The sequence below is a fragment of the Bacillus sp. REN10 genome (assembly GCF_016820555.1).
Lineage (GTDB): Bacteria > Bacillota > Bacilli > Bacillales > Domibacillaceae > Bacillus_CE.
On the sequence record NZ_JADHDW010000007.1, the window covers coordinates 38,330 to 53,201 of the forward strand.

Here is a 14,872-nt window from a genome sequence, read left to right on the forward strand (position 1 = left end):
AAAAATCGGGGCGTGACAGGCACCCTATTGATTCGGCTTTCTTCTAGTAACCAACATAAGGATAAATGCTAAGAATAGTAAAGCAATCCCACCAGCTAACCATGTGTACATATTGGTTGCTGTGTTCGGTAATTTATTCTTAGAATCAGATGGTTTATCATTATCTGGCTGATTGTTGGAATTTCCAGGATTTCCTTGTCCATTAGAGTTCGAAGGATTTTTGTTAGGACCATTTGTATTGTTATCGTTAGGGCCATTAGGAGTTACACCAATTCCCGTGCCTCCACCAGAACTACTTGGTCCATCCTCGTTTTGTTTTTTGTTCTTAATAATTACTTTTTGAGCCTCGCCTTGTCCTTTTTTAATCGTAAATTGAAGTGGTGTTTGATCTAGTATATAACCGGCTGGTGCTTTCGTTTCCACGAATTGATAGTCACCTGGTTTTAAGTCTGTGACAAGTAATTTACCTTCTTTATTTGTCGATAAATTGCTCTTTAGTACTTTTCCGTTTAGATCTTGTAATTCGAAGATCGCGTTTTCTAACGTCAGCTTTTTATCATCTTTGTCCACTTTCGTTAACTCGACAGCACCTTCAGCCGTTTTATTCTCAAACGTGACAGTCAACGTTTCCTTCTGACCTTTGTCAATCTTGAATTTAAGAGGCGTCGGATCTAGTACATAACCAGTTGGTGCTTTCGTTTCCACGAATTGATAGTCACCTGGTTTTAAGTCTGTGACAAGTAATTTACCTTCTTTATTTGTTGATAAATTGCTCTTTAGTACTTTTTCGTTTGGATCTTGTAATTCGAAGACTGCGTTTTCTAACGTCAGCTTTTTATCATCTTTGTCTACTTTCGTTAACTCGACAGCACCTGTAGAAAGTTCATTTGTGAAACTCACTTGTCTAGTCTCTGTTTGATAATTGACGATCACAAATTCAACAGGTGTTTGATTCACCTCATAGCCAAACGGGGCTTTCGTCTCAACAAATTTGTACGTACCTTGTTTCAAGTTTTTGACGACTAATTTTCCGTTTTTATCTGTTGTTAAGCCTTCTTTAAGCGTATTTCCGTATTGATCCTTTAACGCAAAGACCGCTCCTTCTAATGTCTTCTTCGGGTCGTCTTTATCTACTTTCGTTAATTCAACTTGACCTTCATCCCACTCATAGCTTGGCCATTGAATTAATTCATTCTCAAACGTCACCTTTACCATTTCTTTTTGACTTTTATCAATCGTGAACTCCTCTGGCTTCGTATTTAACACATAGCCGGCTGGCGCTTTCGTTTCCACGAATTGATAATTACCAGGACGCAAATCTTCTACGAGCACGATCCCTTTATCATCTGTTTTTAATTTCTCTTGAATCACTTTGCCATCTTGATCCATTAACTTAAATTCCGCATCTTTTAAAGTAATCGCAGCATTACCTTTATGAACTTTCGTTAACTCTACGGCACCTGGAATTAATTTATTCTCAAAATTTACTTTTAACATTTCTGTTTGACCTTTAACAATCGTGAATTCAAGCGGCTTCGTATTCAGCTCATAATCAGCTGGTGCTTTCGTTTCCACGAATTGATAGTCACCAGGGTGCAAGTCTTTCACAACTAATTTTCCTTCTTCATTCGTTGTTAACTTGTCTTTGATCACTTTTCCGTCTTTGTCTTGTAGTTCAAATTCCGCATCTTTCAAAGTGATTTTGTGATCATATTCGTCCACTTTAGTCAGCTCGACATCACCTAGCATAATCTTGTTCGTGTGACTAACTTTATCCACTTCTGTCTGGTCTGCTTCAATCGTAAATGGAATTGGTGTCGCATCTAATTCATAACCGAACGGGGCTTTCGTTTCAATGAATCGATAATCGCCAGGCTTTAAATCGTCGATGACGATCTTCCCATTCGCATCGGTTTTAATCTCAGAATGCGATGTGTCTTCAAAATCCGTTCCGTTGTAATATTGCAGCTTATATACAGCATCCGGTAACAATATCGTAGAAAGCTCATCATCCATTTTTGTCAATTCCACTGAACGAATAATTTTCTTATTTTCAACCGTTTTCTTCACTTCTACTTCATCAATTGTTACAACTTGACCTGCTTTATGGATCCCAACTACATATCCTTCAGGCGCAGAATCTTCTTTCAGTAAATAGTCACCATACAATAGATTTTTGAATGTGACTTTTCCTTCTGCATCTGTCTTCGCAGTTTTAATAGCAATTTCACCTTCACTGTCATAAAGGGTGAAAGTCGCTCCAGGTAACAGCTTGTCTTTATCCGCTGCATCGACCTTTGTCACTACTAAATTACCAGTCGCTCCAGAACCCGTTCCGCTACCGCCTGATAACTTAACAGCAAATTTTTCGCTTGTTGCTGTATTTTCAGTCGTAATTTGTTCACCTGTTAATTTCACATCGTTCGATACGGTATCTCCGTTTTTGGCATTAATGAACGTTTGATACTCTAAAATATAAGCTGAATTAATATCATTCAAGAAGCTGATTTCAAATGACTGCTTCTCGTCAGCATCGGTTTTGATTTCAAGCCTGTAGTCCTTATCTTTAGTTAATTCTTCCCCTTTTGTTACGTTTCCGTTCTTGTCAACCGTTGTTTGATACAAGTGGAAAGAATTCTCTAAAAGGATTAAATTAGCACTCGGTGTATCTGTTACTTTAGCGTTGGAAATTTTCGACTGGCCCCGGTTAATCTGAACAGTCCAATCGATCAATTTCCCATTTTGTTTCGCTTGCTTGTTGACGTATTCTCCACCATATTGGACCGATACGCTACCTTTTAAACCCGTCAATTTGTCGCTACCATCAAACAGTGTAGCTGTATTTTCATATTTTTCTACAATCAGTTGATCCTTCAGACTTGTTTTATACGTAACATAATACGGAGCGTCCATCTTCCCAAAATCAATTCGGAATCCAGGATTGCCAGCTTGATCTTTAATCGAATCGTCTACTATATACTTATCTTCGGCTACCTTATTGCCTATTTTAACGCCTTCAACTGAACCCGTAAGCTCCACTTCATAAACTTCCAGTGAACCTTCAACCAATTTCTGTCCTTGTAAAATAAAATCTTCCACTTTAGCATCATTGATCTTTTTCAAATTGTAGTTGACACCAATTCCCCATGTGATTTCTTTTGTTTGTGCGTTATAGGAACCATTTTTAAAACCGTTATTGACTGTATACTGATCGGGATTGAATGTAGCTGTAGCGTCTTTGCTGTGCTCTTTTGACGTAGATCCATCTTTCCAAATCATATTGGCATGATTATCAAAACCAGTTTTCGTTTTGTCCGTTTTCCAATCGTTATCGAACTTGGTCTTATAAGTGATTGTATGAGCTCCAGTTAGTTCCTTTTTGAACATAACTTTGTAACCACTTCTCCAAGGAGTATCTATATCTTTATCTATTGGCTCTAACTCGTAATCTACTCCTCTTGTTAACCCACTAATCGCAAATGATCCTTCAATCAGCCCCAATCCACCATTCGGGAATGTATCCGTTAAAACTCCATCTGTCATATTGAAGTTATTTCTGTTTAATGCGATCGTCCAATTAACGGTTTTATCTTTATAATTCGCCTGTCCATCCCACTTATGAAGAATTTCCTGCCATGTATCTTGCGTAGCTTTCTTTTCTGTATCATGTGATTTCACAGTATTGATGACAGTCTCACCGTCAAAAACTTGCTTCGTTGTAACCGTTTGATAAACAATTTTATAAGCGGATGAGATGTCTTGATTGAATTGTAGCTTAAATCCATTTTTACCGTCTGCCGTTTGATCTGTTTTAGTGTAATTAGAAACCAGTTCAGAGGATGCTTCCTCTCCATTTGCATCTAAAGTAACTTTATAAACCTCAAATGTACCGTTTAATTTATGACTATCCGTGAAAAGATCTTCTAGCCAAGCGTCCTTTTGAGCGATGGTTTTCTCATTGTAGTTATACTTGATTTCCCAATCGATTGTTTGATTTAGGGATTTGTATTCCGTTGCTTTTTTCTCTAAAGGTTTTCCGCGTCCGACCGAAACCGTGCTCGTGGCATCAATATCTGTTGTATTGTCTCCTGATAAAGTGGCGGTATTACTGTAGCTTGTTTTGTCGTGGTCAGTAATCGTTGTTGTATACTTGATCCGATACGCTTTATCAAGCGTTTCATCTTGAAACTGAAGTTCAAAATCTTTGCCATCAGTTGTTTTTACAATTTTATATTTTTCAGAACCGACTTGGTTAACTACTGTTGTTGATCCATCTAGATTTATTCCTAGTTCAAATACTTGAATGGAATCTGGTTGTAATTCTTGTCCCTCTTGAATTGGATCTTTGACAACAGCGTGTGTAATCTTGTCTAGTTGTTTATTAATATCAATCGTCCAATCAATCGTTTTTGCATTATAACCTGTATCAGGAACACCTGATTTATCAATTGCCTTACCTGGCTTCGGTTGAAAGTGAACAGGTATTGTCACAATTCCGCTTTCTGTAGGAAATTCAATGATTTGATTGGTACTACCTTGAATCTTATAACTGAATATACTCCATAATTCAAGCTCTCCAGAAATATCTGAGCGAGTGGTTATTTCTTCATTAAAAGTCATCGTGACTTTTCCATCTGTTGTTACTTTAAAAGTACCGACATCTTTGCTGTTTGGAACAGCTAACTTTCCATCAATCTCATTATATAGTTCAAATTCATCTGGTAATTGAAACTCAAATGTAGAGCCTGCACCGTAACCATGACCATCCGGGAGTCTCCACTTATAATGCACGCCAACTTCTGTGCCTAAAAGCGGACGCCCATCTGGAAATTCCCCATCCTTAATTTCAACATTTTCTGTATTTGTCAACGTAACATCTGTAATAATATTTTCCGTAATCTGTGTCGTCGCTGTGGCTGCCTTCATAGATAAAGCAGGCGCTTTATTGGTCGTGTTTTTTTCCTCTTTCTGATCTACAACTTCAGTATCTTCTGATGGCTTTTCACCGTCTTTGTTTTCAACAGGTGCTTCAACATCTGATTGAAAAGCTACCTGAATTATTTGCTCTTTGTCGTTAAGATCAAAGACAATTGGAAGCTTTTCACTTCCTGTTACAGCCATTGGATCAAAGACAACTGGAATGCTTAGCTTGCCGCTAACATTTCCTTGACTTTCTGCTACTTTATTAAAAGCAATGGTTACTTGACCATCTTGACCCACGTGGTAGGTTCCTATTTCCGTTTGATTATTTGTTAATAATGAATGATTGATTTCATTATTAATCTGAAAAACAAGCGGCAGATGGAAGGTAAATGTATCTCCTTCCTTCATAGTTGCATTCGAAATAGCCCATTCGTAATGTACATCTATCTTTGCTTCTCGACTGGGCTTAAATTTTTCATTTTTGTCAGCATCAATTAATTGACCGCTTTGATCAGTCATCGTGACATTTTTCAAAATACTTTGGCCTAGCTCTTCCGCATTAATATGTGTGGGAAAACTAGTCCCATAAATTATATTTTGGAAGAATAAAATAAATATCAGGCTAATTATACCTATCTTCCTTTTCATTTTTCTTTATTACCTCCCGCTTGATCATAAGTTGACCTTATTACCTATACATCAAAGATTATTTCTAAATATGTATAGACTTAAATCTTCCTATTAATATTTTCCATAACTTTAATTCAAGTATTTTACAAGAAAAATATTGGTTTAATTAGGATTTGATTATAAGATACAACTAAATAATACCTATTTATCCGTTTCATCATTAATGATAAGTTACCAATCTCTACATTTTCTAAACATGCCTTTAGAACTCTATTCTTACAACAATCTTAGGCCAATCAACAACAAAACTCCCCCCTTTTCACTATTTATAAATCGAACAAAACTCAATAAAAAGCATCGTTATATGTTGATAATTTACGATTTTAGTAATGTATATAATTTTCTAAATGATGACTAAACTGCAATTTTAATCAAAGATAAAGATATCGTTTTTTTAACAGTCCTGATATAATGAAAATGAAATTAATTATTCATGTAGATGAAAGATAGAAAGGGGGAGATCATCTTGCTGAAGGGGGTACGAAACCTCACGTTTATGAGCGGAATTATTTTTATTGGCATATTTACCTACCAGTTTCTACAAAGTGAAAAGCTTCAAAATGATTCTATGCAAGAGGCAGAAGCACATATAGCAGAATATAAAGAATCGTCATCCAATCCGGACACCTTTAAAGTGAAGGAAAACGAGGCTTTTGCTACACTTGAAATTCCAAAATTAGATAAAGAAATACCTGTCGTTGAAGGCACAGATGCCGATTCATTAAGTAAAGGCATTGGACATTTATCACAGTCTGTTCTTCCAGGACAAGGAGAACAAATTGTATTCTCGGGCCATCGAGACACGGTTTTTCGTGAATTTAGCAAAATGAAAATCGGTGATACATTCATCGTCCATATGCCATATGGCTCCTATTCCTATGTCATCAAACATACAGAGATTGTAGACGAAGATGATACATCGGTTATTAGAAAAATGGGAGAAGAAGTTCTTGTTGTCACCACTTGTTATCCCTTTAGGTTTGTGGGCAATGCTCCCGAACGCTTCGTTGCCTATGCTTATCTGGTAGAAGATGAAAAATGATTCTCTCTTAGAGGAGCGTTAACAGGATGTATTCATTGGAAGGATCATTTATTGAAATTAAACGGTAAAAGCGGCAAATAATCCTGATTGTGAGGATTGCTTGCCGCTTTTTGTGACTATTTTTATGTTAGCGCCATTCGATAAAAGCCGAAGAGTGACTGGGCACCATCTCTAGCAATGTAGTCTCTGGAATAAGCAAAATAAGCCCATCAAAAAAGATGCGCTTATTTTCTAAAAAACCACTTGCTTTCCGGTCGATCTCGCGGTGTTAAATTTAGAATAAAATAGGAAACAATTAAAATTAAAATGACAAGTGAGTAAAATAAAGTATGCAACGCGTCATCATGGTCCACGATGATCAATCGTATCATTGCGGTAATACCGATATAGAGGAAGTAACGCAGCGGAAAATGGTACTCTTCTTTGAAATACTTCACAATCATAGCAATAAATTCAAAGTACAGAAAGAAAATCAGAATATTGGCTAAATACAGTTGATGATCCACCTGTCCATCACTTAATAAAATACGACTGAAGACAAAAAGCTCTTTCACCAATAAAAAAGACAAAATGATGGCAAGAAAAACAAGTGAAACATTTAATAACACTTGTTGTATCTTTGGAAACACTCGCAAAAAGAAGCTATACCCTTGTTTGATTTTTTGCATCTATTCCTCTCCCTTCTATAATTTCGTAATAAAAATACCTGGCTTCATTTCTACTATAATTTTATCATAAAACGATGATTTGAATTTCTCTCGCATACAAAAAAGCACATGTTGAACACTCATGTATTCACGCATGCGCTTTTCGTTTAGTAGCAAAATGCTCTGCTCAATGGCAATCCCAGTTATACATGACATTAGAGAAATCAAGCTTCTCTAGATCCTCTTTTGTGATAAAGAAATTGCCGACACCACAGTCTCCCCACATAATATCGAGATCATCATCGGTATCAATTTGCAGCAGCAGAATGTTATGTTGTTGATATTTTTTTTCATAGCTGCGCGGATCTTCTTGTGTAAAGAAAGGATAACCACCAATTTTAGCACCAGTACCAGCAAGATGCTCAGCATACACGTCCCAAAGTTCAGTTCCGTCACTCGTCTCCTGCTCTAAGTCAATCGAAAGATGCTCAAAGCGATAATCTCCATCAGAAATTGGTTCTTCATCTACTATAAACGACAACTTCGCTTCTTTTCCAATAGGAAAATAGTCTTCCTCATCTTCTTCCATATAGCTGAAATCAGTTACAAGCTTAGACTCATCTACAATAACCTCTGGATGATACAGCATTCTAAAGCCCGTTTGATTCGTTGGATCATCAAAGTCCATACCGAATATATCATCATTGCCCGCAATGTAAAATTGCAATATACCCTTTTTAGGGAAATATTCTAAATGAGGAACTTCGTCGAAATTAATTTGTGCAAGTAAGCGGAGTGGCGCACCATGTGCATCTTTCGGATGCTCGATGTCCTTTGGTAAATACGGATAGCCAGCAAATTTACTTTCAAAAAGAGTTGTAGGCTGACAGCTTCCTTCTATTCTCACTACTGGCTGAATAGATTGTTCTAACTCCTCACGATATGGCTCTAATTCTTTAGGTAAATTAAGCTTTTGATGGTTGGACATGGACCCTCTTCCTTTCTCAATAAAAAATTTCACCAAAACAGAAACATATGTTCTTATCTTAACAAATAGATGAATAAAGTTCCAGCTTTACCTTTCGACAAAAATCGGGCAGTGACAGGCACCCTCCACTTCGTCCCAAGGGACGCTGTAGCCTTGGCCTTTGGAGCAAAAGATAGAAGAGGAGGTGTAGTCTGGATCGGTGTCTTTGTTGTAGCCAATTTTTTCAATGATTTCAGCTTCGTTATGGCAGCGTTCATAACCGCCGAAGCTTAAGTGAATTCGTCCTTTGCCTTGAGTAAATGCGGCTAACTCCGTACTGTAGTTCATAAATGTAGCTACAGGAACTTTCCCTGTTAAGATCGCTTTGTTTCCTTCAGTCGTTGGTGGGTCAAAAGAGCCATGGGCTGTTTGAATGTCAGCAAGCACTTTTCCCATTTGATCCACATCGACTTTAATTTTGAACTGATATACCGGCTCTAACAAAATATTTTTCGCTTTTTCCAGCCCTTGTCTTAACGCCCGAATGCTGGCCTCACGAAAATCTCCTCCTGATGTATGTTTCGGATGGGCGCGTCCAGTAAGCAGAGTGACTTTCATATCTGTTAATGGCGATCCTGTTAATAATCCCCGATGGTCTTTTTCAAATAAATGATGCCGAACAAGGTTTTGGTTCCCGATTGGCAAATCATTAGCATGGCAAGCATTCATAAATTGAATACCGCTATTTCTTGCAGCTGGCTCTAAGTGTAGATGCACTTCCGCATAATGGCCGAGTGGTTCAAAATGTCCATATCCTCTCACGGTTGTTTCAATTGTTTCTTTATATAAAATGTGTGGTTCCGCAAATGAAACCTCGAAGCCGAAACGTTCTTGAACGACTTGTTTTAACACTTCGAGCTGAATGGGTCCCATCACATGAATGTGGATCTGCTGTGAATACTCATCCCAAGTGACCGCCAGCGCTGGATCTTCTGCATCTAGTATGTTAAAGCAGCGCAGTACTTCTTTTATATGAATATTTGTCTCAACATTCACTTTTGATTTTAACGTTGGCACCATTTCATACACCGCTTTTTCAGTTAACGTACCGAGTCCATCTCCAGCAGCCGCTTTCGTTAATCCGACAACGGCAAACAGCTCGCCAGCGATAACTTGATCAACCGCTTGACATTTGTCGCCATTATATTTTCTGACTTGCGTAATCTTTTCTTTCTCGCCGCTATAATTGATTTCATCACGAACACGCAATGTACCGCTTAATGCCTTGATAAACGTAACTCTTGTACCGTTGTCCTCGTGACGGATTTTATATACTCGTCCGGAAAACGGTTCTTCTTGTTGAAAATAAGTATCCGTCAGTTGATCAAACACATCGAAAAATTCACTTACTCCAACATCTTGCAATGCTGAACCGCTTGCACATAGAAATAACTCGCGATTTTGAATCAATGCCTTCATCGCCGTTAACCAGGATTCCGGCTGATACCCTTCTTCCATGTATTGCTCTAGCAGTTGTTCGTCTCTCTCTGCTAGGAACTCCACTACTTCTTCATTCATTTGATTTGGATCAAAAGAGTCAGTGATCTCACAAATATTTAGAGAAAACTCTCTTCGCAGCTCTTCTAATACGCGATCAACATCCGCTCCGATACGATCCGTTTTATTGATAAAGAAAAACGTCGGAATGTGATGTTTACGGAGCAGTTGCCAAACCGTTTCTGTATGGCCTTCAATCCCTTCCACTGCACTAATTAGCACAATCGCATAATCTAATACTTGAATCGATCGCTCCATCTCTGAAGAAAAATCGACATGCCCTGGGTTGTCGATTAAATAATAGATCGAGTCGCGATACGACATTACCGCTTGATCAGCAAACACCGTAATCCCTCTTTGTCGCTCTAACGCATGATGATCCAAAAACGCCTCTTGATGATCGACTCGCCCTCTTTGTTTAATGCTCTTTGTGTGATACAAAAGCTGTTCAGAAAACGTTGTCTTCCCAGCGTCAACATGTGCCAAAATACCAATTGTTTTATTCATTCAGCCACCTCAATTATTCCTTTTCAATCTACAAAGAATTATAGCAAAATCGGCAGCGTAGTTTTGAATGAAAAAACCGCCTCAAACAAGGCGGTTTTCGTTTTTCTATCGGCAATCCCGGCTTAAGAAATTAAAAAGATGAGCTCCTTCCATTTATCTTTCGATTAGAGTTATTTGTTCTTGCCATCCTCAATCACTGGAAGGTCTAAATAGCCGACATTTCCAGGGTTTTGTGAACTTAGCATTAAATAAGAGTGACCATTCATATTATCAAGAACTTGAAGCCCAGTTGCTTCTCCACCTTTAGGAACGGAAGCAATACGAGACAGTTTACCCGTATCAATACTATAAGCCCAAGTGAAGTTATTTGTATGCATACCAGAGTCTTCAGCGATAAAAATCGTTCTCATCGCTTCTGAATAAACAATATTATCAGGATTTGCCATTTTATCTGGATTGGCTGTGTTGCCATCTTTATCTTTTGAAGGAAGGTCTTCTCCTAAAACAATTCCACCCATTGAAGTGGCAACAAAGTCACTGTTAATTTTTTTATTTGTACTGTCCTTGACCCCTGCTTTTAATGGCATCTCGTAAATAGCACCTGCATTTAGTTTATCCAGTTGGATATCATCGACTGGGTCATTGCTATTCTGCTCCATACCACCTTTAACGCCAGACATGGCCATATATAATTTATCATCGGCTTTGTTCACTTCAACTGCTTCCATTTTATTGAATTCATGCGTTGCTCCCTGCAAAGCAGCGTAACGACGAGATTCCAAAAATGCGGCTGCTTTCTCCATACCCGGCTTCACCTTCAACCATTCTGTACGTCCAGCTGCTTTTACCTTTTGGAAGCCATTCGCTTGGGCATAAGCCTCATCCGTTGTCGTTTCAAAAATATCGCTAAATTTGACCTTCATAGCCAAATCTTTAATTTCTTCATCTGTTGCATGACCAAGCTTGATCCACTCAATATTTGCTTGTCCACCATTTTCTTTGCTTGCTTGTTTCCATTTTGCAGCATATAGTGTACCTGCTGATAAATCCTTCGCTTTGTCTGCTACATACATAAACATGGATGTGTAACTGCCATCATCCCCATAATAAACTGTACGATTGTCCTCCATAACCGTTACACGTTCATATGAAAGTCTTCCCATACTGTAGTGCTTGATAGCCGTTGTTTCACCATTAGGATGGACGATCACCTCTGGAAGATGGCCATATAAGTACGGATTACCAATAACTGTAGTATCCTTATAATAATTTCGAGCAAATTGGGTCACTGAAGAATTTTCCGGATTCAGCTCATGAGATTTTGCGTCCGGCTCATATTCTTCACTGCCTAAATGAGTATTCCAAGGGGACAAAGAACCAGCACAAGGTGTCCAAATGCCGCCATCCTCCGAGAAATCAATCGCCTGCATATCTGTAACTGTCAGTTCACCTGTTTTCTTATCTTGTTTCACTGTATTTAGCACCATTGCTTTTGGTAAATTACCGACTGTGCTAGGCACGGACTCATAGTGATTAATCAAATAAAGTTTACTACTTGAGCCGTTAACAGAAAGAAGTGTATTGCTATCTGGCGCTTTCGAAATAAACGGTTTATTCGTCTTTGGGTCAAGGATTGGCTGACCATTTATATCGTAAGTAACTCCGGCTACTTTTTCATTAATAACATCACCCGGCTGAAAAAGAGTCTTATATTCAAGAGGAAAAACTTTTTTCATACCATTTGAATAAGTTACTTCTACCTTAGCGTCACTGTACATTTTGTTGCGTAATTCTTCTGATTGCGGTGCTGCCATCTCTACAAACCCCACTTGATCAATTTCTACAAACTTAGATGGTTTAGCAAGTACATTCGAAGCAACAGGAAACAAAACAGCTAAACTTAACAACGGAACCAAGACTTTGTTCTTTTTCACGAACAATCATTCCTCCTTTTTTTACTCAATTTTATTGTAAAAGAGGAATATGAAAATTAATAAAGGGTTATTGTAAAAAATAAGTTAATTTTCTTTATAAAGAACAATCAACCCGTCCATAGATCACACTCCATGCTACAACACATTCATTTGTTCATCTACTAAAAAAACAAACCGCCTAGAGACATGAATCTCTCAGACGGTTTAAGCTAGCCTTTGCATTTTCGACAAAACTCGGGGCGTGACAGGCACCTGTCAAATCCAGCCAAAGCCTCGCACGATTTGTGCGACAACGAATGTAACAACGATGGCAATGGCGGTTGGCAAAGCAAAAGCGACGAAGGTCCATTTTTTGCTTTTCGTTTCTTTATAAATGTTAATAAGGGTCGTGCCGCATGGGAAATGAAGCAATGAAAATAACATCATATTTAAGGCGGTGAGCCACGTCCAGTTGTGCTCGAGAAAAATTTGCTTGATCGTGTTTAAATCTTCCACTTCTGTCATGGCACCTGTTGATAGGTAGCCCATCATCAAGATCGGCAACACAATTTCATTGGCTGGCATTCCTAAAATAAACGCCATTAAAATGAAGCCATCTAATCCTAACGTTTGAGCAAACGGATCAAGGAAGTTAACGATATACATTAATACACTCGTATCACCGATAAAGATATTGGCCGCAATCCATGTGAACACACCAGCAGGCGCTGCAACAATGACTGCCCGTTTCAATACAAATAATGACTTATCCAGCGTCGCCCGAATCACCGTATTCCAAAATTTCGGACGGCGGTAAGGGGGCAGCTCTAATGTATAATGAGTTGGAACTCCTTTCAAAGCCGTTTTCGATAAGACCCACGAAACCACTAATGTCACAACGATGCCGAAAAGCACCATCCCCATCACAACGCCAGCCGTTACCAGTGTCCCCATTGCCCCAGAAAAACCGACTGCCATAAATAAAGAAGCAAGTAAGATTAACGTCGGCCACCGTCCGTTACACGGGACGAAGTTGTTCGTCAAAATAGCTAGCATGCGCTCGCGCGGCGACTCTATAATTCTTGTTGACATGATTGCAGCGGCGTTACAGCCGAATCCCATCGCCATCGTTAAGGACTGCTTTCCGTGGGCTCCAGCGCCTTTAAATAAGCGATCCATATTAAAGGCCACGCGCGGCAAGTAACCGTAGTTTTCCAACAAAGCAAACATCGGGAAGAAAATCGCCATTGGCGGCAACATTACGCTAACAACCCAAGCCGTTCCCCGATAAAATCCAAGCACTAGTACTCCATATAACCAATCTGGAGCGTGCATCCATGTAAAAAAAGTCGTTAAATAGCCTTCAAACCAATTAAACATATCGGCAAGCATCCCCGAAGGAACGTTGGCACCAGCAATTGTGATATAAAAAACAACCCCTAACATCGCTAACATAATCGGGAAGCCCCATATTTTCGAAGTAAAAATTTGATCCAACTTTTCGGTTTGCTTCATTTTATCTAAATCTTTGTAAACAACCGTTTTGTAACAAATGGCTTTTGACGTCTCATACATATTCGTCACCACTTGGTCGCGAATCTCATCGTTAGACAACGTCTGAGCAAACTGACGCAATTCATTATAGTTGCTGGCTATTGGTCTCATAGGCGATGTCATGTGGCCATTCCCCCTTTTGCGATTTCTCCTTTTTGTCAAAATACGCTTGGAAAAGCGACTCATCTCCGTCGAGAAGACGTAAAGCTAGCCAACGCGCCGGAATCGTTAAATCGAATATTTTTTCAATAGAAGGGATCAACTGAGCAATTTTTTCTTCTATTTCTGGTGAATATGTCATCCGGTAAGGAGCGGTCGTAATTTTTCCGTCAATCATTCGATCAATCGTATCTAGCAATTGATCAATCCCCTCTTTATTACGAGCCGAAATCTTGATCACCGGCACACCGAGCTTCTTCATCAGCACTCGATCATCAATGAAAATTCCCTTCTTCTTCGCTTCATCGTTTAAGTTAATGCAAATGATTACGTTGTTAGTCATCTCTAACACTTGCAGCGCCAAGTTTAAGTTTCGTTCAATCGACGTCGCATCTACTAGAACAATGGTCAAATCAGGATGTTCGAAGACAATGTAATCCCTTGCTACCTCTTCATCGACTGAGTTGGCAAAAAGCGAGTACATACCAGGAAGATCAATAATTGTATAGTCTTTTCCCTTAAAAGAAAACTCTCCTTCTGCATGCATCACTGTTTTTCCTGGCCAATTGCCTGTATGTTGCTTTAACCCAGTTAATTCATTAAATAACGTGCTTTTTCCGACATTCGGATTTCCTGCCAAAGCAATTCTATACTTCACTTCTAACCACCTCCCCATAAATTTTAGAGCTCTCTTCTTTCCGAAGCGCAATCGTTGTATGACTCACCCAAAAAGCTATCGGGTCACCGAGCGGACTCTTTTTCAATACTTTTACCTCAGCCGATGGGACAAACCCTAAATCGAGCAGTCTTCGCCTCATCGTGCCTGTAATATCGAGCTGAGTTATTTTAATCACATCACCGATTTTGGCTTCATGTAAAGCAATCAATTGGCTCATCATTCTGTACCTCCTCT

Annotated in this window: 9 protein-coding genes; 1 reads left to right on the forward strand and 8 read right to left on the reverse strand. The window is 38.9% G+C overall.

All coding sequences use genetic code 11. The features are described from left to right. Positions 1–24: 24 nt before the first annotated feature. Complete coding sequence (locus IRB43_RS11300) at positions 25–5,571, reverse strand: SpaA isopeptide-forming pilin-related protein (RefSeq protein ID WP_203363591.1); 5,547 nt, start codon at positions 5,569–5,571, stop codon at positions 25–27. Between the two features lie 511 nt (positions 5,572–6,082). On the opposite strand from IRB43_RS11300, the gene IRB43_RS11305 reads away from it, so the two are divergent. Next, the gene (locus IRB43_RS11305; RefSeq protein ID WP_238941974.1) at positions 6,083–6,655 is read left to right on the forward strand and encodes a class D sortase; all 573 of its coding nucleotides are present in this window, start codon (positions 6,083–6,085) and stop codon (positions 6,653–6,655) included. 224 nt (positions 6,656–6,879) lie between these two features. Here IRB43_RS11305 and psiE read toward each other — a convergent pair whose 3' ends face one another. The 7 genes from psiE to IRB43_RS11340 form a co-directional block, all read right to left on the reverse strand. After that, complete coding sequence (gene psiE, locus IRB43_RS11310) at positions 6,880–7,323, reverse strand: phosphate-starvation-inducible protein PsiE (RefSeq protein ID WP_203363592.1); 444 nt, start codon at positions 7,321–7,323, stop codon at positions 6,880–6,882. A 166-nt stretch (positions 7,324–7,489) separates the two neighbouring features. After that, positions 7,490–8,290, reverse strand: a complete 801-nt coding sequence (locus tag IRB43_RS11315; protein ID WP_203363593.1) for a YwqG family protein — start codon at positions 8,288–8,290, stop codon at positions 7,490–7,492. Between the two features lie 87 nt (positions 8,291–8,377). Beyond that, entirely contained in the window at positions 8,378–10,333 is a 1,956-nt protein-coding gene (locus IRB43_RS11320) for a GTP-binding protein (protein WP_203363594.1), read from the reverse strand. Between the two features lie 170 nt (positions 10,334–10,503). After that, positions 10,504–12,267 (reverse strand): alkaline phosphatase PhoX, encoded by a 1,764-nt coding sequence (locus tag IRB43_RS11325; protein ID WP_203363595.1) that lies wholly within the window; start codon positions 12,265–12,267, stop codon positions 10,504–10,506. A 255-nt stretch (positions 12,268–12,522) separates the two neighbouring features. After that, positions 12,523–13,923 carry a ferrous iron transporter B gene (locus tag IRB43_RS11330; RefSeq protein ID WP_203363596.1) on the reverse strand — a complete coding sequence of 467 codons (1,401 nt, stop codon included), beginning with the start codon at positions 13,921–13,923 and terminating at the stop codon, positions 12,523–12,525. Beyond that, positions 13,886–14,635, reverse strand: a complete 750-nt coding sequence (locus IRB43_RS11335) for a FeoB small GTPase domain-containing protein (RefSeq protein WP_203363597.1) — start codon at positions 14,633–14,635, stop codon at positions 13,886–13,888. The genes IRB43_RS11330 and IRB43_RS11335 overlap by 38 nt, the downstream gene beginning before the upstream one ends. Beyond that, positions 14,607–14,858, reverse strand: coding sequence for a FeoA family protein (locus tag IRB43_RS11340; protein ID WP_238941967.1), 252 nt, complete (start codon positions 14,856–14,858; stop codon positions 14,607–14,609). Before IRB43_RS11340 ends, IRB43_RS11335 begins: the two co-directional genes overlap by 29 nt. Between the last annotated feature and the right edge of the window lie 14 nt (positions 14,859–14,872).